The sequence below is a fragment of the Enterobacter sichuanensis genome (assembly GCF_002939185.1).
Lineage (GTDB): Bacteria > Pseudomonadota > Gammaproteobacteria > Enterobacterales > Enterobacteriaceae > Enterobacter > Enterobacter sichuanensis.
Map to the genome: position 1 here is coordinate 57440 of NZ_POVL01000005.1, position 19838 is coordinate 77277.

Annotated in this window: 15 protein-coding genes and 1 pseudogene; 5 read left to right on the top strand and 11 right to left on the bottom strand. The window is 56.4% G+C overall.

What is annotated here, in order from left to right; translation table 11 throughout:
* The first annotated feature begins 448 nt into the window (after window positions 1–448).
* The gene (locus tag C5687_RS03955; protein ID WP_238380447.1) at window positions 449–571 is read left to right on the top strand and encodes a Hok/Gef family protein; all 123 of its coding nucleotides are present in this window, start codon (window positions 449–451) and stop codon (window positions 569–571) included.
* 70 nt (window positions 572–641) lie between these two features.
* Here the strand turns inward: C5687_RS03955 and cybC are convergent, their stop codons facing one another.
* Together cybC and pmbA are read right to left on the bottom strand one after the other, a co-directional pair.
* Entirely contained in the window at window positions 642–1028 is a 387-nt protein-coding gene (cybC, locus tag C5687_RS03960; protein ID WP_104556456.1) for a cytochrome b562, read from the bottom strand.
* Window positions 1029–1065: 37 nt separating this feature from the next.
* Window positions 1066–2418, bottom strand: a complete 1353-nt coding sequence (pmbA, locus tag C5687_RS03965) for a metalloprotease PmbA (protein ID WP_032672597.1) — start codon at window positions 2416–2418, stop codon at window positions 1066–1068.
* A gap of 95 nt (window positions 2419–2513) precedes the next feature.
* Between pmbA and yjgA the strand changes: the two genes are divergently transcribed.
* Window positions 2514–3065: a ribosome biogenesis factor YjgA gene (gene yjgA, locus C5687_RS03970; protein WP_008501414.1), complete on the top strand. Its 552-nt coding sequence runs from the start codon at window positions 2514–2516 to the stop codon at window positions 3063–3065.
* A 101-nt stretch (window positions 3066–3166) separates the two neighbouring features.
* On the opposite strand, the gene mpl is transcribed toward yjgA, so the two are convergent.
* Window positions 3167–4546, bottom strand: coding sequence for a UDP-N-acetylmuramate:L-alanyl-gamma-D-glutamyl-meso-diaminopimelate ligase (mpl, locus tag C5687_RS03975; protein WP_045284444.1), 1380 nt, complete (start codon window positions 4544–4546; stop codon window positions 3167–3169).
* Between the two features lie 197 nt (window positions 4547–4743).
* Here mpl and fbp point away from each other — a divergent pair, with 197 nt between their 5' ends.
* Window positions 4744–5742, top strand: coding sequence for a class 1 fructose-bisphosphatase (fbp, locus tag C5687_RS03980; RefSeq protein ID WP_025759072.1), 999 nt, complete (start codon window positions 4744–4746; stop codon window positions 5740–5742).
* 150 nt (window positions 5743–5892) lie between these two features.
* A complete protein-coding gene (locus tag C5687_RS03985) occupies window positions 5893–6249 on the top strand; it encodes a helix-turn-helix domain-containing protein (protein WP_059385672.1) in 357 nt (118 codons plus the stop codon).
* On the opposite strand, the gene C5687_RS03990 is transcribed toward C5687_RS03985, so the two are convergent.
* The 5 genes and pseudogenes from C5687_RS03990 to ytfQ all read right to left on the bottom strand — a co-directional run.
* Window positions 6221–7792 carry a methyl-accepting chemotaxis protein gene (locus tag C5687_RS03990; RefSeq protein ID WP_045284442.1) on the bottom strand — a complete coding sequence of 524 codons (1572 nt, stop codon included), beginning with the start codon at window positions 7790–7792 and terminating at the stop codon, window positions 6221–6223. The two genes, C5687_RS03985 and C5687_RS03990, sit on opposite strands and share 29 nt — an antisense overlap.
* Window positions 7793–7885: 93 nt before the next feature.
* On the bottom strand, window positions 7886–8887 hold the full coding sequence (yjfF, locus tag C5687_RS03995; protein WP_021240694.1) for a galactofuranose ABC transporter, permease protein YjfF: 1002 nt from the start codon (window positions 8885–8887) through the stop codon (window positions 7886–7888).
* The gene (gene ytfT, locus C5687_RS04000) at window positions 8874–9899 is read right to left on the bottom strand and encodes a galactofuranose ABC transporter, ATP-binding protein YtfT (RefSeq protein WP_014830435.1); all 1026 of its coding nucleotides are present in this window, start codon (window positions 9897–9899) and stop codon (window positions 8874–8876) included. Before ytfT ends, yjfF begins: the two co-directional genes overlap by 14 nt.
* Before the next feature lie 10 nt (window positions 9900–9909).
* The gene (gene ytfR, locus C5687_RS04005; RefSeq protein WP_045284441.1) at window positions 9910–11412 is read right to left on the bottom strand and encodes a galactofuranose ABC transporter, ATP-binding protein YtfR; all 1503 of its coding nucleotides are present in this window, start codon (window positions 11410–11412) and stop codon (window positions 9910–9912) included.
* Between the two features lie 133 nt (window positions 11413–11545).
* A pseudogene (ytfQ, locus tag C5687_RS04010) lies at window positions 11546–12496 on the bottom strand (galactofuranose ABC transporter, galactofuranose-binding protein YtfQ); the annotation flags it as partial.
* 315 nt (window positions 12497–12811) lie between these two features.
* Between ytfQ and ppa the strand changes: the two are divergent.
* Window positions 12812–13342 carry an inorganic diphosphatase gene (gene ppa, locus C5687_RS04020; protein ID WP_008501423.1) on the top strand — a complete coding sequence of 177 codons (531 nt, stop codon included), beginning with the start codon at window positions 12812–12814 and terminating at the stop codon, window positions 13340–13342.
* Between the two features lie 466 nt (window positions 13343–13808).
* On the opposite strand, the gene C5687_RS04030 is transcribed toward ppa, so the two are convergent.
* The 3 genes from C5687_RS04030 to tamA are packed head-to-tail and all read right to left on the bottom strand — an operon-like array spanning window position 13809 to window position 19662.
* Window positions 13809–14153 (bottom strand): gamma-glutamylcyclotransferase family protein, encoded by a 345-nt coding sequence (locus C5687_RS04030; protein ID WP_025759063.1) that lies wholly within the window; start codon window positions 14151–14153, stop codon window positions 13809–13811.
* Between the two features lie 2 nt (window positions 14154–14155).
* Complete coding sequence (gene tamB, locus C5687_RS04035; protein ID WP_104556458.1) at window positions 14156–17932, bottom strand: autotransporter assembly complex protein TamB; 3777 nt, start codon at window positions 17930–17932, stop codon at window positions 14156–14158.
* The gene (gene tamA, locus C5687_RS04040) at window positions 17929–19662 is read right to left on the bottom strand and encodes an autotransporter assembly complex protein TamA (RefSeq protein WP_025759061.1); all 1734 of its coding nucleotides are present in this window, start codon (window positions 19660–19662) and stop codon (window positions 17929–17931) included. The genes tamB and tamA overlap by 4 nt, the downstream gene beginning before the upstream one ends.
* Between the last annotated feature and the right edge of the window lie 176 nt (window positions 19663–19838).

The following is a 19838-nucleotide window of genomic DNA, read 5'->3' on the forward strand; positions in this document are numbered from 1 at the left end:
GTCTTACCCCGTTAATGGCTCTGTAAGTAAACTAACGGCGGGGGGAAAGGGTTTGTAGCGAGTTGTTTTCCACTTCGAAGTGGAAAGGCGGGCCGCAGCAGTGATCTGTGCCACATAAATGCGCTGAATCTGGATAAACCGCTGTATTTACGTGATGAATATCACGCTATTACGCGGCAAGGAACAGGTCAGCGAAGTGGAAAAGATTACGAGTCGGCTCGTAGAAATGTGATGTAGATAAGGTTTTCTTATGGGGATTCGCTAGAGTGGCGACGGGTGCTTGAGACTGACCGTCTCAGGCAAGGGACGGAAAGTGGAAAGCCCCGCCTGATAAAAAATCAGGGCGGGGGCTCGAAACAACACGTCACGACCGTGGAGTTCGCTACCTCGCCCGCTTTAAAGCAAGGAGGCATCCATGAAACGCCAATCCCCAATTATCCGGGTTTTGATGATTGTTGCTTTGACAATAATCATCTTAACGCTGGTGACGAGGAAAACACTGTGCGAGATCCGTTTTCGAAACGGCTCGCTTGAAGTGATAGCGCGGATGGATTGTCGCTCCGGCAAGTAGGGAGCAAATTTGTGGAGGCGCGCAGTGCGCCTCCGCATACAGGGAAAGGACGTACAGCTCAGGCACCCAATTAACGGTACTTTTTATGATACGTGTTGCGCGTCGTCACAAACTGCTCGGCCGCCGCCTGGGCTTCTTTCACTTTGCCTTCGTTGGCGAGTTTCAGCGCACCGTCGATTTGCCCTACCAGCACGTCAAAGCCGTGACGGTAGTCTTTCATCTCGGCACTGTCTGCCGCTTTGTTTTCAAGCTTAGGCGGTGTTGCTTTCTGGGCATCCAGCGCCGCTTCACGCATTTTGGTCAGCGCGTCTTTCATTTCCGCCGCATTGTCCGCTTTCTGCACCACCTTCAGGTTTTGCCCGAGGATGCCCATGTCGTCTTCAAGATCGGCAGCAAACGCAGAAGAGCCAAGAACCAGCGTTGAAGCCGCGACGATCGCTAACAGATGTTTACGCATTGCTCACTTCCTTTTTATTATTAACAAAACGCTATCTTTATTGACCCGCAATTTTCATTTCGGGCAGAAGAACTGAACCACACTGTATATTGCTACGTGTTTCAATATCGTTACCGACCGTAACGATGTTGCGCCACATGTCCTTCAGGTTGCCGGCAATGGTAATTTCGCTCACCGGATACTGGATTTCTCCATTTTCAACCCAGAAGCCCGCCGCACCACGAGAGTAATCCCCGGTGATGCCGCTCACGCCCTGGCCCATCAGCTCTGTGACGACCAGCCCGGTGCCCATCTCTTTCAGCATCTGCTCGAAGCTCAGGCCCTGTCCGGCGATGCGCCAGTTATGGATACCGCCTGCGTGCCCGGTGCTTTTCAGCCCCAGCTTGCGCGCGGAGTAGTTGGTCAGCAGCCACTGGGTCAGCACGCCGTCTTTGACGATATCACGACGTTCGGTACGCACGCCTTCGCTGTCGAACGGTGTGGAGGCGAGGCCTTTCAGCAGGTGCGGATGCTCTTCGATGGTCAGCCAGTCCGGCAGGATCTGCTTGCCCAGCGAGTCGAGCAGGAAGGTCGATTTACGGTACACGGAGCCGCCCGCGATAGCGCCCACCAGATGGCCAAACAGTCCGGTCGCCACTTCATTGGCAAAAATGACCGGGGCCTTCATGGTGGAGAGTTTACGCGGTGACAGGCGCGACAGCGTGCGTTCGGCGCATTCTTTACCGACCCACTCCGGAGACTGTAAATCCCCCAGCGCGCGGCCAATGGTGTAGGCGTAGTCGCGCTCCATGTCGCCGTTCTCTTCGGCGATCACGCAGCTGGAGAGCGAATGACGGGTGGAGCAGTAGCCCTGCAGCATGCCGTGGCTGTTGCCGAACACTTTGATGCCGTAATGGCTGTTGAAGCTGCCGCCTTCGGTATTGGTAATACGTTTATCGGCCTGCAGGGAAGCCTGCTCAGCGCGGGCTGCCAGTTCAATGGCTTCGTCCGGGGTGACGTCCGCCGGGTGGAAAAGGTCGAGATCCGGGGCATCAAAGGCCAGCAGCTCTTTATCCGCCACGCCAGCGTAAGGGTCTGGCGAGGTATAACGGGCGATATCCAGCGCCGCCTGCACCGTACGGGCAATGGCATCCGGGCTGAGGTCGGTCGAGGAGGCACTGCCTTTGCGATTCTGGTGATACACCGTGATCCCCAGCGCGCCATCGCTGTTGAATTCTACATTTTCCACTTCGCCATAGCGGGTACTCACGCTAATACCGGTGGTTTTGCTGACCGCCACTTCGGCGCCATCTGATTTACCTGAAGCGAGCGTCAGCGCGGTGGAGACGGCTTCTTCCAGAATCTTACGCTGCGCTTCAACTTGTGAGGTTACTTTCATCGCAAATGCCATACTGTAAGAGAGAGTTAACTGAAGTCTAACAGAGAACCGTTTTTCAGTGCGCGTCTTAACTGGTAACATTAGCCTCTTTTTTTAAGGAGCCTGACATGACTAAGCAGCCCGAAGACTGGCTCGACGACGTTCCCGGTGATGACATCGAAGACGAAGATGATGAGATCATCTGGGTCAGTAAAAGTGAAATTAAACGCGACGCCGAAGAGTTAAAACAGCTTGGCGCAGAAATGGTGGAACTGGGTAAAAACGCGCTGGATAAGATCCCGCTCGACCAGGATCTGCGTGATGCCATTGAACTGGCACAGAAAATCAAAAAAGAAGGCCGTCGTCGCCAGCTTCAGCTTATCGGTAAAATGCTGCGTCAGCGCGACGTTGATCCGATCCGCCAGGCGCTGGACAAGCTGAAAAACCGCCATAACCAGCAGGTTGCGCTGTTCCATAAGCTGGAGCAGATCCGCGATCGTCTGATTGAACAGGGTGATGACGCCGTACCGGAAGTCCTGAACCTGTGGCCGGATGCCGACCGCCAGCAGCTGCGTTCATTGATCCGTAACGCGAAGAAAGAGAAAGAAGGGAATAAGCCGCCGAAGTCTGCGCGCCTGATTTTCCAGTATCTGCGTGAGCTGTCTGAGAACGAAGAGTAATCCGTGCGTTTTGCGCCGGATGGCGGCGTAAACGCCTTATCCGGCCTACAAGGTCGTGCAAAATCCAGGCCCGGTAAGCGCAAGCGCCACCGGGCTTTTTTTTACACGTCGGCGGCCACTTCCGCTTTTTTCGCCAGACCGTCCAGCAGCTTCTGATGGATCCCACCAAAACCGCCGTTACTCATCACCAGAATATGGTCGCCCGGCTGGGCCGCTTTCACCACCATCTCCGCCAGCGTATCCACATCCGCGCTCCAGTGCGCCGGCTGGATGCAGGCATCGGCCACTTCCGCCACCTGCCACGGAATATGCTGCGGCTGCAGCAGGAAGACCTCATCGGCACGCCCTAAAGAGGGCGCGAGATCGTCTTTGCAGATCCCCATCTTCATGGTGTTCGAACGCGGTTCCAGCACCGCCAGAATGCGCGCGGTACCGCCGACTTTGCCGCGCAGGGCCGCAAGCGTCGCCAGAATCGCCGTTGGATGGTGTGCGAAATCGTCATACACCGTGACGCCGTGGGCTTCACCGCGCAGCTCCAGACGGCGACGGGCATTGATAAACGAGCCCAGTGCGTTCGCCGCATCCGCAGGCTGAACGCCCACATGGCGTGCGGCCGCGATCGCCATCAGGCCGTTGTGCATGTTGTGTTCACCCACCAGGCCCCACTTCACCTCACCCACTTTTTCACCGTCGAGCAGCACTTCCCACTCCGAGGCATCCGCGTTGAGTTTCTTCGCCTGCCAGTGGCCCTGCTCGCCCACCAGCTCCTGCTCGCTCCAGCAGCCCATTGCCAGGGTCTGTTTCAGGTTGATGTCGTTTTCCGGCAGGATGATGCGGCCCTGGCCCGGCACGATGCGCACCAGATGGTGGAACTGCTTCTGAATGGCTTTCAGATCGTCAAAGATATCCGCATGGTCGAACTCAAGATTATTGAGGATCAGCGTCCGCGGGCAGTAATGGACAAATTTGGAACGTTTGTCGAAGAAGGCGCAGTCATACTCGTCGGCTTCGATAACAAAGAACGGGCTGTCACCCAGGCGCGCAGAGACGTCGAAATTACCCGGTACGCCGCCAATCACGAAGCCCGGTTTATAGCCGCAGGCTTCAAGGATCCACGTCGCCATCCCGGCGGTGGTCGTTTTGCCGTGGGTCCCGGCAACGGCAACCACCCAGCGGTCACGCAGCACGAAATCATGCAGCCACTGCGGGCCGGACATGAACGGAATATTGCGTTCCAGTACCGCCTCAACGCACGGGTTGCCGCGGGTCATCGCGTTGCCAATGATGACCAGATCCGGCTCGGGATCCAGCTGGCTGGCATCGTAGCCCTGAATCAACGCGATGCCCTGTTTCTCCAGAAGCGTGCTCATTGGCGGATACACATTGGCGTCCGAACCTGTCACTTCATGGCCCAGCGAGCGCGCCAGCATTGCCAGTCCGCCCATGAAAGTGCCACAAATCCCCAATATATGAATGCGCATACGTCACTATCCTTCTTCAATGTGGCGCACATTTTACTCACATGTTAGCGGCTGTGAAACGCATTTCAGGAAAATCCGTATCCTGCTGGCGCGATTCACCTCTGCGCTACTATTTGAATCTTTGTTAAGATTGTTGGGCTTTAGTCGTTTTAGTGAACATACAATCGCTTTACTCACAAAGATGCAGGGAAAGTGTTATGAAAACGTTAGGTGAATTTATTGTCGAAAAGCAGCACGAGTTCTCTCATGCTACCGGTGAACTCACTGCTTTGCTGTCGGCAATAAAGCTGGGCGCTAAGATCATCCACCGTGATATCAACAAGGCCGGTCTGGTCGATATCCTGGGTGCCAGCGGTGCCGAGAACGTTCAGGGCGAGGTTCAGCAGAAACTCGATCTGTTCGCAAATGAAAAACTGAAAGCTGCACTGCGCGCGCGCGACATCGTTGCGGGTATCGCCTCCGAAGAAGAAGATGAAATTGTTGTTTTCGAAGGGTGTGAACACGCGAAATACGTTGTTCTGATGGATCCGCTCGACGGCTCCTCCAACATCGACGTTAACGTTTCTGTCGGTACCATTTTCTCCATCTACCGCCGCGTCACGCCTGTTGGCACGCCGGTGACCGAAGAAGATTTCCTGCAGCCGGGCAATAAGCAGGTTGCTGCCGGTTACGTCGTGTATGGCTCCTCCACCATGCTGGTGTATACCACCGGGTGCGGGGTTCACGCCTTTACGTACGATCCTTCCCTGGGCGTCTTCTGCCTGTGTCAGGAACGTATGCGCTTCCCGGAAAAGGGCAGTACCTACTCCATCAACGAAGGAAACTACATCAAGTTCCCGAACGGTGTGAAGAAGTACATCAAATTCTGCCAGGAAGAAGATAAAGCGACGCAGCGCCCGTACACGTCCCGCTATATTGGCTCTCTGGTTGCGGACTTCCACCGTAACCTGCTGAAAGGCGGTATCTACCTCTATCCAAGCACCGCAAGCCACCCGGACGGGAAACTGCGTCTGCTGTATGAATGCAACCCAATGGCGTTCCTGGCCGAACAGGCGGGCGGCAAGGCGAGCGACGGTAAAGAGCGTATTCTGGATATCGTGCCGGAAAGCCTGCACCAGCGTCGTTCATTCTTCGTCGGCAACAACCACATGGTTGAAGACGTTGAACGTTTTATCCGTGAGTATCCGGACGCGTAATACCTTTCTTCAGGGGAGCCCGTCTGGCTCCCCTGCTCATTTATATATTTTACCGTATAAGTGTTTATAAAAAACACGCTTTAATCCTGAGCACTGCTCCTGCATTATTTCCATAACAGTTTGACAGATATTTCGTGGAGCAGAATCGCAATGAAAAATTATTCTCGTGCTAATACCGGTATTGATTTAAATCTTATCCCTGTTTTTATTGAGATCGTCCGCTGCGGCAGCATGGCAAAGGCGGCGGTGCGTCTCGACATGTCCCGCCCCGCGGTGAGTCTGGCACTGAAACGTTTTAATCAACTGTTTGATGAGCCGCTATTTTTCCGCAAAGGTTTATATCTCGAGCCGACGGAAAAAGCATTAGCCCTAACCAGTTCGCTGGAAATATTAATGGGCGATATTCACGATAATATCGCTGCAGTCAATTCTGCGAGAAATAAAACCCCGACACAAAACGTACCGGGGCTGGGCAATATTATGCCGCGTTCTGAGTCGTCACTTTGAATGAGGACATGGCGTCCATCAGCTGACGCGACTGCTCCTCAAGGGAGCGGGTCGCGGCGGAGGATTGCTGCACCAGCGCCGCATTCTGCTGCGCGGTTTCGTCCATCTGATTCACCGCAATATTCACCTGCTCAATGCCGCGGCTCTGCTCCTGGGACGCGGTGGCAATTTCGCGCATCAGTTTCGTCATGCGCAGCACTTCGGTTGCGATCTCATCCATTGTTTCACCTGCCTGCTGAGCCAGCTCGCTGCCCTCGTTAACATGGGTCTGCGAATCACTGATAAGTGAGCGGATCTCTTTCGCCGCGTCGGCGCTACGGCTGGCAAGGTTTCGCACTTCGCCCGCAACGACGGCAAACCCGCGCCCCTGCTCGCCCGCGCGCGCCGCTTCCACGGAGGCGTTAAGCGCCAGAATATTGGTCTGGAAGGCAATGCCGTCAATCACGCTCAGAATGTCGGCGATACGCGCCGAGCTGCCGGAGATATCCCGCATTTTTTCAATCACATAGCAGACCATTTCGCTGCCATGATCCGCAGTATCAGACACCGATTTCGCCAGCTGGTGCGCCTGCTCGGCGTTATCGGCGTTGAGTTTCACCGTGGCGGTGATCTCTTCCATGCTGGCGGCCGTCTGTTCCAGCGACGTGGCGGTGGATTCAGTGCGCTCGGCCAAATCCCGGTTCCCCGCCGTCAGTTCGCGGCTGCCGGTGTCAATTTGCGCGCTGGCATCACGTACCCGCAGCACCGAGTTCATCAGCGACTGACGCATCTCCTCTATGGCGGCATTGAGACGGTTAAATTCCTGGCTCGCGGGCGCATTTAGCGTATGGGTTAAATCACCCGCCGCCACGTTCTCCAGCTGAGCGATTGACGCCGAGAGCGGCTTGAGCAGCATATGGCGCAACACCAGCCAGGCCAGCACGATAATGCCTGCCGTCAGCAGCGCTGCGACGATAATCAGGATCAGTACGCGGGTTTTACTCGCCTGCACGGCACTGACTTCTGCCTGGCCTCGCGCTTCACTCCATTTCTGAAACGCCTGCATAGCGTTATCAAATTGCTTCGCCACCGGGATCAGGGCGTTTTCCAGCAGATCGTAGTAATTGTCAGCGCTCTGGTCATTCAAGGCTTTCAGCATCGGGTTGATCCCCTGCTGGTTATACGCCGCCAGCGTGGTCGCCACATTATTGAGAAGCTGTTGCCCCTGTTCGTCAGCCACGCCGCCGTCGATCACGCCTTTCAGCGTTTTCTGGGCCAGGGCGACTTCCTGATTGATATTTTTTACCGCTCTGGAGGCATCGTCCAGCATACCGATTTCCATCATCCGGACGGCCTGGCCCGCTTCATTGCGCGCACGCAGGATCAGCGTATAGCCAGAATTAAGCTGCACCATCTGCTCACCCTGAAGGTGGTTGATACGCTGCAGTGAAGAAGAACTCTGTGTGAGGGCATAAATGCCAATGCCGCTGACAATCAGCAGCAGAAGGGTCATAACGGCCAGTAAAGAGAGCAAGCCGGTACGAATCGATAGCGTTTTAAGCATGATATTATTTCCGGTAGCGAGATATTTCTGGGCATAAAAAAAGAGTATCGGCCGCTACCGGAAAATGTTTAGACTTTAAGCAAATTCAGCATGTTATCGCTCTGTTACCGACGTGTTTACGCGGGTAACAGGTGAGCTTTGGCGGTTTTCCCAGAGCACCGTCAGACCGCGCTGCAGGGCAATAAAGATAAACAGCAATATGCCGATGGCGATCTTCGTCCACCAGGAGCTGAGCGTACCGTCAAAGTTGATATAGGTCTGGATCAGCCCCTGGATGGCCACGCCGAACAGCGTTCCCAGCACCGTTCCCACTCCACCGCTGAGCAGTGTGCCGCCGATGACCACCGAGGCAATGGCATCCAGCTCGACGCCCACCCCTGCCAGCGCGTAGCCCGCCTGGGTATAAACCGAGAAGACAATGCCTGCCAGCGTCGCCAGCCCGGTCGAGAGCATATAGATGCGAATGGTGGTGCTGCGGGTGGAGATCCCCATCAGGTTTGCCGAGGTGGCGTTACCGCCAATGGCGTAAACCTGGTTGCCAAACCGGGTACGGTGGGCAAGGAAGATGCCAATGACCACCACGCCCAGCATCAGAAGCCCCATCGCGCTCAGACGACCGCCGCCGGGGATTTTCCACGCCAGGCTTGAGAGCGTGTCGTACACCGGATGGTTAATCGGAATTGACTCTTCCGACACCAGATAGCTCACCCCGCGCAGGAAGAACATGCCCGCGAGGGTAATGATAAAGGCCGGGATCTTTAACGCGTCGATCAACAGCCCCATAAAGGCACCAAACGCGCAGCCCATCACCAGCACCAGCGGGAAGGCCACCAGAGGAGAGATCCCCCAGAAACCGATCGCCTTCGCGAGGAACACGCCGGTGAAAGCGATCACCGAGCCGACGGAGAGATCGATCCCACCGGAGAGGATCACAAACGTCATGCCGACGGCGATAATCCCTAAAAAGGCGTTATCGGTCAGGATGTTGCAAATCACACGCGTCGAGGCAAAACCCGGGAACTGGGTCAGGCAGTAGAGATACCCCAGCACAAACACGCCCAGGGTGATCATTAACGGTAAATTACGTTTTATCATGGCCACGGATCCCCTTAATGATGCTGACAAAGCGCGGTGACTGGACGATCAACACGCAGAGCACGACCACCGCTTTTACCACCTGGTTGAGTTCCGGCTGGAAACCGGAAAGCAGGATCCCGGTGTTCATCCCCTGAATGATCAGCGCGCCAATCACCGAGAGCAGCAGGTTAAAGCGCCCGCCCATCAGCGACCCGCCGCCGATCACCACTGCCAGGATCGCATCCAGCTCCAGCCAGAGTCCGGCGTTGTTGGCATCGGCCCCGCGAATATCTGCCGCGACGATAACCCCGGCGATGGCGGCACACACACCGCTAAGCACGTAGGTCAGCATCACCATCAGCCGCGTATTGACCCCGGCGTTGCGTGCCGCGCGAATATTGATCCCGACGGCTTCAATGAACATCCCCAGCGCCGTTTTGCGGGTGAAGAGCCAGAACACCACCAGCGTGACCAGAGCAATGATCACCGGCGTGGGGAAGAACAGCAGCTTGCCGCTGCCGAGCCACGCCAGGTTCGGCGAGTTGAAGGTGACAATCTGTCCGGAAGTAATGAGCTGTGCCACACCGCGCCCGGCGACCATCAAAATGAGCGTGGCGACAAAGGGCTGAATCTTCAGCACCGCCACCAGAATGCCGTTCCATAATCCTGCCAGCACGCCAGTGCCTAATGCCGCCAACAGGACGACCGGCAGGCTGTGCCCGGCCACGGTCATCGAGGCTGCCGTGGCCCCGGCGATGGCCATCACCGCGCCGACGGAGAGATCGATCCCGCCGGTGGCAATGACCAGCGTCATCCCGATGGCCAGCAGCGCCACGGGCGCAGCCCGGTTCAGGATGTCTATCGGGCTGCCAAACAGGCGACCATCCTGAACAATAATCTGGAAGAAATGCGGTGCGACAAGGCTATCAACCAGCAGTACCACCAGCAGCGCCGCGATTTGTGGCGTGCCGGTTGGCCAGTTGAAGCGGCGCTTTGTTTCGCCAGTTTGCGAAAGCGAACGGGACATCACGATTCACTCCTTATGCCGCAATGGCATTCATGATCGCCGGAACGGACAGCTTATCCAGCGGGATCTCTGCCACCTGTTTGCGATCGCGCATGATAATGACGCGATCGGCATAGCCCACCAACTCTTCCAGCTCAGACGAAATAACCAGCAGCGCCAGGCCGTCCGCACACAGCGTTTCAATAAGGCGGATAATTTCGGCGTGCGCCCCCACGTCAATGCCGCGGGTCGGTTCATCGAGGATCAGGAACTGCGGTTTGGTCAGCAGCCAGCGTGACAGCAGTACTTTTTGCTGGTTGCCGCCGGAGAGAAACTCAATGGGCTGTTCCGCGCTCGGGGTGCGGATGCCGAGCTGGCGGATAAAGCGCTCCGCAATCGCGTTCTGCTCTTTGCGGGGGATTGGCCGCAGCCAGCCGCGCTGCGCCTGCAGGGCCAGAATGATATTTTCACGCACCGAGGCCGCGGCAATGATGCCATCCGTTTTCCGGTCTTCCGGGCAGAAACCAACGCCAAGACAGGAGGCCTGATGCGGCGATCGCAGGGTTTGCGGTTTACCCTTGATCAGCGCAGTGCCGCTGTCCGCAGGTTTGATCCCGAAGATCACTTCGGCGGTTTCGGTGCGTCCGGAGCCCAGCAAGCCCGCCAGGCCGACAATTTCGCCCGGGCGGACTTCCAGGTTAAACGGCGAGATCACCCCTTTTTTGCCATAATCGCTGAAGGCGGCGACCGGTTTTTCGCTCAGCAGCGTGCGGCCTGCACGCTGAAGGGCGTTGGTTTCAAGTTCACGCCCCAGCATCATTTTGACCAGTTCGATCTGCGGCAGCTCGCGGGTTTCACGGCAGCCGACAAAGCTACCGTTACGCAGCACCGTAATGCGATCGCTCACCTCGTACACCTGATCGAGGAAGTGGGTGACGAAGATCAGGCTGACCCCCTGATCGCGCAGCTGGCGCATCAGGGTAAAGAGCATCTCCACTTCCTGGGTGTCAAGGCTGGCGGTGGGTTCATCAAGGATCAGCACTTTTGCGGAGAGATCGATGGCGCGACAGATGGCGACTATCTGCTGCATCGCCACGGAAAAACGGTTTAGCGGCTCGCGAACGTCGAGGGAGAAGCCGTATGATTCCATCAGCTTCGTGGCACGCGCCTCCATCTCTTTGCGGCGCAGCAGGCCAAAGCGTCGTGGCTCCCGGCCAATAAACAGGTTGTCCGCCACCGACATATTCGGCAGCAGGTTCACCTCCTGGTACACCGTCCCGATCCCCAGCTGTTGGGCATGAGCGGTGTTTTTCGGTGAAATGGCGTGACCTTCCAGCCAGATGGTGCCGCGATCGGCGTGGTAAACGCCGGTCAGGGCTTTAATCAGCGTTGATTTTCCCGCCCCGTTTTCCCCCAGCAGCGCCATGATTTCACCGCGCCGCAGGCTGAAATCAACGTTATCCAGCGCTTTTACGCCGGGAAAAAATTTACTCAAGCCCTCTGTGCGGAGGATTGCCTGGTGTTGTTCAGTGGTCATGGTTTTCCCCCTCACCCTGACCCTCTCCCCGGAGGGGAGAGGGGACTATGTCGTGCCCGTCTTTAATTTTCTGCCCAACCCGCCCTTTTCCCTCTCCCCTCCGGGGAGAGGGCTAGGGTGAGGGGGCAAGAGCTTAGTAGCCCATATTTTTCTTCTTCTCTAACTCTTCTTTCGCCGTGCCCGGCAGGTAGAGCGTGGATTTGGTGACCGTCACCTTCTCAGGCATCGTGCCGTCCTTCTTGAATTTCTCCAGCGCATCGAATGCCGGGCCGGCCATGTTTGGCGTGAGTTCCACGCTGGCGTTGGCTTCGCCGTCGATCATCGCTTTATAGATGTCCGGCACGCCGTCGATCGAACCGGTGAGGATATCTTTGCCCGGCTTCAGGCCCGCTTCTTTAATGGCCTGAATCGCCCCGATCACCATGTCATCGTTATGGGCATAAACCATGCAGATGTTCTTGCCGTTGTTTTCGGCCTTAATGAAGCTCTCCATAACTTCTTTACCTTTACTGCGGGTAAAATCGCCGGACTGAGAGCGGATAATCTTGATGTTTGGCGCTTTGGCAATCGCCTCAGCAAAGCCTTTCTTACGGTCAATGGCCACGCTCGCGCCGACCGTGCCCTGCAGCTCCACGACGTTACACGGCTTGCCATCCACCTGCTTCACCAGCCAGTCGCCAATTAATTGCCCTTCAAGCACGTTGTTGGCGGTCACGGTGGTCATATAGAGAGATTTGTCTTTTACATCGATGGAACGATCGAGCAGGAAGACCGGAATTTCAGCGTCTTTCGCTTCTTTCAGGACGGGTTCCCAGCCGGTTGCCACCACAGGCGCAATGAAGATGGCATCCACGCCCTGAGCGATGAATGAACGCACGGCTTTAATCTGGTTCTCCTGCTTTTGCTGACCATCGGCGATTTTCAGCGTAATGCCGCGTTTCTGGGCCTCGCTTTTCGCCACGTTGGTTTCTGCCGCACGCCAGCCCGATTCAGAGCCGACCTGCGAAAATCCTACGGTTAAGGGTGCGGCCATCGCCATAGACGACATGGCTGCCGAAACTGCTGTGACAAGAAGTAAGCGCTTCTACATATGAGCGTCCTCGTAGGGTGAGTTATTGTTGGTTAAAAGATGTTCTGCGAAATGACTATAGCCAATGAAATATGTAACGAATTGCGTTACATCACACTTCAGAAAAGTGAATAAAACGTTAATCACAAGTTTGTAATCGCTTTCATTTCTCCATGAAAAATGCGGCTGAGTTTATGGATTTTTCTGTCATGGAATCGGTCTGAAAAGTGGGAAGGAGAGGGAGAGAAGGCGAAAACAGGCAGAGACATTCAGTGCGAGTTGGCTATAATACCTGCCACTTGTTTACCATCCATTTTAAAGGACACCGACATGAGCTTACTCAACGTCCCTGCGGGTAAAGAACTGCCAGAAGACATCTACGTAGTTATCGAAATCCCGGCTAACGCAGATCCTATCAAATACGAAGTGGACAAAGAGAGCGGCGCCCTGTTCGTAGACCGTTTCATGTCTACCGCGATGTTCTATCCGTGCAACTACGGTTACATCAACCACACCCTGTCTCTGGACGGTGACCCGGTTGACGTGCTGGTCCCAACGCCATATCCGCTGCAGCCAGGCGCCGTCATTCGCTGCCGTCCAGTGGGCGTGCTGAAAATGACCGACGAATCCGGTGAAGATGCGAAGCTGGTTGCGGTACCACACACCAAACTGAGCAAAGAGTACGATCACATCAAAGATGTGAACGACCTGCCAGAGCTGCTGAAAGCGCAGATCACTCACTTCTTCGAGCACTACAAAGACCTCGAAAAAGGCAAGTGGGTTAAAGTTGACGGCTGGGACAACGCAGAAGCGGCGAAAGCAGAAATCATCGCCTCTTTCGAACGCGCGGCGAAGAAGTAATTCTTACGGCCTGCCGATAAAGCCCCGCTGGTCGGGGCTTTTTTTTGCCATTGAATCACAAGAACACTCCTGACCGTCGCGATCGTGAGCGCTATACATGCTAAGTTTCTTTCTTCAAAGCATAAAAATGGGCTACATAAAGGCGTTTGACTGTTACGGCAAAGACAGCAAATGGCAGTATCTCTGCATCATGACATTCCAGCTTGCCTGGTTTTTGTTTTACTTATGGATCCCTTATCGAAGCGATTATGCGATTCTGCTGTTTTTACTGTTTTTCCTGCCCGTCATTTCAAGTAATACACGGTGCATAAACTACTATGGCCGTTCACGCGCTTTGTGTTTGTTATGGCTCATTGCCCCCTACATCATGCTGTTCGTTCCTCTGTTTTTAACCCGGCGCCGGGATACAGAAGAGAATTGAAAGAGTAAAAAAAACAACGCCACCTCACGGTGGCGTTGTCGTTTTTCAGTACTGGTCTCTGTCTAACCAGTTACCGCTTACAATCCGCGTTAACCCTTCGACCGGACGCTGGTAGACGTACATCCACGCGCTTCCGTACGGCGTCTGGATCAACTGGCGCGCGTATTCACCGCCCCTGGTGCGCAAGGCATCAAGTTCGGCAAGTGTCGCGTTATCAATACGATAAACCTCACCCTGTACCGTTCCCTCCCCGGGAACCGCGCCTGGATAGTGGCCCAGGCTGTACAACTGGTAGTTCTCGATATTGTAATTCCCCAGTAGCTGGGCATTGGTCATCCAGTGACTGTTGCCTTGCCTGGTTCTTAAACTGCCGTAGACAAATATTCGCATTGCTAAAACTCAAACTGATAGAGCAGATCAAGTGCCTGGTCTACGCCGGACACTGCTTCCAGATATAGCTTAGGCATCAGGCGATAGCGTAGCGTGAGTGTTGCCAGTGAGTCAAAGATCCCCACACCATATTTTACCTGCAGACCCGGCAGTACATAGCCGCTGACCACCACCTGCGAGGAGTCACCCACGCCCTGGGTGTCCAGCGCCAGATTGCTTACGCCGAACGTCTCACCGATTTTACCCACAACCTGCCCACTTTGTGCAACCCCCAGGCCCACTAACATCGAGGTCATCGCCGCACTGTCGCTCTGACCGCTGTCCAGACCTTGTCCACGCAGCAGGTATGAGAGAGCTTCCTGCTGCGACATCGCCGGGTCAGAGAAGATCTCCGCCTTCGGTTCGTCAGCGGAACCCGTAACGCGCACGCCTGCAATAACGTCGTTTTCCGTTGCTTCCGGGTTACGAATCGCTTCGATGTTAAGCAGAGGCTGATCCGGTGGACCGGAGAACAGCAGCTCACCTTTGCGGACAATCAGATCCTGGCCATAGGCATGGAAACGTCCTTCAGGAATATTGATTTGTCCGTTCAGGCCAAGCCCTTGTTTATCCTGCGCCACTTTCAGGTCGCCCGTCAGTCGCGCCTTCAGCCCAAACGCATCCAGCCGCACGTTATTCCCCACGTGCACGATAAGGTTACTGTTGATGGGTATGCCCGCGCTCTTCTGTTCGACAGGTTTCAGATTGTCATCGAGCATCACTTCATCACTTGAGACGCCGACCGCGCTTTCCGGCACGTCGTGGACCACGATGCGTGCCCACGGCACGTCGACGCGTCCGTCAAGCGTGAAGAGGCTTGGCGTGGCTTCAAAGACCACATCAGGCGAGACGTCCAGTCGCACCATAGGCGGTACGGTGATGCGCACCTTGCTGCCTTTCGCCGCAATACGGGCCCGCCAGTTATCGAGCTGGCTCCAGTCCGCGTCGCCGCTGAGGTTGATTTGCCCCTGCTGGGTTAACACCGAGCCGCTCAGCGTCGAGCTCATGCCGTTGAAGTTCATCGCGAGCTGGCTGGGCTGCATGTCAAACGGCATAAAGTTACCGTCGATATCCACCCCGCTGAGCCGCATCTGGCCGAACAGCTGCGGGCTTTGGGCGTTGCCGGCCAGACGCAGGTTGGCATTGAGCATCCCTTCTGCTTTTTCCCCGCGGGCGAAAATCGGGTTCACCATCGCCAGGTTGAAGTTGCGGATAGTGACGTTGCCGCCCAGATTGCGCCGTCCCTGTGGATCGGTAATCTGAACCTTCCCGTCAAACTGGCCGTTGTTGGTAAGACGAATCAGCCACCCCAGCTCCGCACGGTTGTTATGCAGGTCCGCGCTCAGGTTCAGGGTGTCGAAAGCCACAGGCAGCGGCGCATCGTTGACCTCCTGCGTCACCTTCACGTTACGTCCGGAAAGCGTGACGCTGCCCTGTGGCAGCCCCTCTTTGGTGGTGTCCCAGGCGACATCGGCTTTCCCGCTGAAGACGCCGCTCGCCTGTGTAGTATCCGGCATAAACGGTTTCAGCATCGCCAGATCGAAGCGATTGAGGTTGATCTGTGCGCGCCCTTCCGCCCCCGCATCGATGGTCTGCGGTACGCACAGTTCCGCATTCGGGTTGGTCCAGCAGTGTGGCCCGATGCTGATCTTCTGCTCGGCGTTGCGGTAGTCCAGCGCGATAGCGCGCGACAGCGCCAGCGGTCCTACCGGGGTGTTGAAGCGGGTGTTGTCCAGCGTCCCTTTCCAGCGCTCTTCCTTGCTGTCGAAGCTGCCGGTCAGGTGAAGCTGACCGGAGACCGGCTCGCCCTGCACCCGCAGCTGGAGGTCGTGCTGCTTCTCGTTCCCTTTGGCGTCCAGGGTGACCAGGTTAATGTTGACGTCCGGCTGAGAAATGCGCTCCACGCGCAGGTTCAGGTTACCGCCGATCTGATCGGTGGATTTCACATCCCCTTCCACGCGGACGCGGGCGACGCTCAGTTCCTGCCAGCGCAGGTTACTGGCGGTGATATCCGCCAGCAGCTGCGGCGCGTCGACCGTGCCGCGCACTTTCACTAGCCCTTTCGCCGTACCGCCAAGGCCCGGCAGCGCGTTATCCAGATTCGGCGCGTCGATGGTGGCATCCAGATTGAGATCTTTCACCCCCAGCTCGCCTTTGATATCCGCCGTGTTGCGACCCAGCGCCACGTGCAGACCCGGGATAATCCACTGCAGATAGCTGTTGCCTTTGACCGAGCCCTCAACGTTAACCTTGTTCTGCTTCACGTTACCGGTGAGCTTAATCTCCGGCACGTCCATCTGCCACGTTCCACCGTACAGGCTGCCGCGGGTTTTAATCAGACCATCCAGTTTCGACGGCCAGTCCGGCACCTCTTTGGCGGTGTTAATGCCCGTCAGCTTCAGCTCGCCGCGCCAGCTGATCGCCTGCTGCCAGTCGAGCAGCGCGGTCAGCTCGGTTTTGCCTTCCAGCGCCGCGACGGTCAGCTTATCGAGGTTGACCTGCTGTTCGTTGCCCTTCGCATCCAGCGTGATGTTTGCAGGCGGTACACCCTGCCCCTTCACCGCGGTACGGAACGACAACGTATAATCGGTCATCTTGCCGCTCAGCTTCAGCTTCAGGTCATCGGCCTGGAACTGCTTTTCGCCGGTGAACGGCCAGGAAAGCTGCTTGCTGACGACCTCAAGATTCAGCGGCAGCCCGGCTTCCGCCAGCTGGGTTTGCGCACGCAGAACCATGTCCACCGGGCCGGAGAGATTCACGCCGACGTCCAGCTTGTCGCGCAGCGCCCCGCCCACGTTGACCTTCACCTTTTCGCCTTTCAGCGGATCGATGTTGAGCGCGCTGTTCAGCGTGATATCCACCGGCCAGTTGTCGCGCAGCAGGGCATTCCCTGACGCGTTCACCGAGCCCTGATTGGTGTCGATATCCAGCGCGTCGAGTTTCATGTTGCCGTCAATGCTGCTGACCTTCAGCAGCATGTTAAAGACCGTCAGGTCGGTATCGCCGGTCAGACGCAGCTGCTCGCCTTTGAACTCTTCAATGTTGAGGTTCAGCGGCAGGTGAACGTCGGTCATCTCCGGCAGGACTGGCTTAGAGAACAGATCTTTCAGCGTTTCGCCCAGCGGCTTCTCTTCCGGCTGCGGGTTCTGGATCTTCGGCTCGACGATCTCTTCCTGCGCCACGTCCGCCACTTTCGGCAGCGCGATCAGTAAACCCTGCAGGGAGGTGGGCGTCAGGGTCAGGTTTTTCTCCTGCCAGCGCAGGCCGGAGGTGAAATCCATCACCGACACGGTGGTGTCGTCGATTTTGATATTGACGTTATCCAGCGCCACCCGATAAAGCGCAATCGGGTACGGCGTGGAGAGATTCAGCGGACCGCTCTCCTCTTCTTCCACCGGCGCAGACTTCGGCATTTTTTTCGTATCTATCGCCACATTGACATCTTTTAGCGACAGATCGTTGATGCAGAGCTTGCTGTCGCGCAGACAGCCCAGCTTCACTGCGAGGTGGAATTCACCGGCGTTCACCGCCACGCCCGGCTGTTCATAGCGGATGTTTTTCAGACGCAGGTCGCGCCAGCCGCCCGTCACCTGGCCGATTTCCAGCCCGGGCACCCAGCGGTTCGCGGCGTTAAACAGCAGATGCAGCCCGCTCGTCGTGCCCACCAGAAATGCCACCGTACCGAGCAGCAGCACGATAAAAATCAGTACCCCGAGGCTTATCTTCTTCCATAAACTCATAATTCAGGCCCCAGACCGATGTAAAACTGTAATCCGTGTTCTTCTTTGTCGCCCACCGGAACGGCGAAATCGAGCTTGATGGGCCCGACGGGTGACTGCCAGCGCACGCCTACGCCCGCGCCGGTTTTAAAATCGCTGCGGCGAATATCGCTCACCGCTTCGCCGCCGTCGACGAACATCGCCCCCCACCATTTCCCGCTGACGTTGTATTGATACTCCAGCGAGCCGGTGGCCAGCTTGGAAGCACCAATCAGCTTGCCGTCATCATCTTTTGGCGCGATAGACTTGTATTTGTAGCCGCGGATACTGCGGTCACCCCCGGCGAAGAAGCGCAGGTCCGGCGGGACTTTCTCGAAGTCGCCGGTTTCGATCCAGCCGAGGTTACCGCGCATCACAAAGCGGTGTTTATCATACAGCGTGCGGATCCAGACGTTTTGCGCCTGAATCACCGAGAAATCCACATCGGAACCCCACATGGTGTTGGAGTAATCGATAGAGTAGCGCTGGGAATCTCCCCAGGTGGGCATCAGGCCGCCGCGCGAGCGGGTGCGGCTGATCATCACCCCAGGATAAAGCAGCATGGTGGTGTTGGTGACGTTGGCCTGAGTAAAGTGGTCCAGACTCCAGCGCAGGTTAATGGCGCGCTGCCAGCCGCTGGAGAGATCCCAGTAACGTGACACGGCAAGCGTGGTGGAATCTGACTCGGTATCGTTCAGGTCGGTTCGCTTAAAGCCCCCCTGAACCAGGTAGTACTGCTCGAGCGGGTTTTTCAGCAACGGCATTTTGTAGCTGAAATCGAGCTGCTGTTCCGGGGCAGAGATACTGGCGCTGGTGGTCAGGCTGTGGCCCCAGGAGTTCATCCACGGCTTTTTCCAGGTGGCCTTCACGCGCGGGCCGACGTCCGTCGAATAGCCCACACCGGTTTCAATGGTGTTCTCGGTGCGCGGCGAGACAACGCCATGCAGCGGCAACACCTTGGTTTTGCGAGACTTATCAAATTCCGGCGCGACAATCACGGAGTTAAACCAGCCGGTGGCAGAGAGGCGTCGGTTCAGCTCTCCCAGATCGCTCGACTGGTAGTAATCCCCTTTTTTGAAAGGCACGAGGTTTTGCAGGTACTCTTCACGAATTTGCGAACCTTCGAACGTCACATCGCCAAAGCGATAACGTTCCCCGCTGTCGTAGTCGATATCCCAGAAGGCCTGACGTCGCGCCAGCGCAATACCGAGCTGGCTTTTGTTGAACTGGCTGTCAAAGTAGCCCTTACGCAGGGACACGCTCGTCAGCTCTTTTTTGAAATGGTCGTAGTCACCGTGGTTGAGCACGGTGCCGATTTTCGGCCGCGTGCTGAGCAGATCCAGATAGTCCCGGTCGGTACGCGCCCCGCCGCGCAGGATAACGTTGGTGCCGCCAATCAATACGGGCTCACCCGGCGAAACGCGGGCAATAAGCACCTGCCGCCCCTTCTTTGGCGGCGGACGGAGGTCAAAATCAATCGTGGGCTCGTAATACCCCAGCGCTTTCAGCCCTTCACGGATGGCATCATCCACGCGCGCGCGAAAACGCCGGTCCGGCGTCACCTCATCACTCTGGATGGTCGATAACTGCGCACGCACGTTTTTTTGTAGCGCCCCGGATAACCCCTCAACCTGCAAACGGACATTCGCCGCGCTGGCAATCCCGCTTGTCAGCAACATACTGACCAAACATAACTGGCGGATTTTTGTCACGTTCTCTCCTGAATATCCCTGTTTCCACCCTGGAAGCAAATGAAGTGCCGCTCCGCGGCAAAATACGGCCTGTTGGCCAAAAACCCACATCGCGGGTTGAAAATGGGTATAACACCCAAATATTTCTTATGATTAAATCTAGACTCATTCAGCGCATTTATTGTGTTCAATTAAAC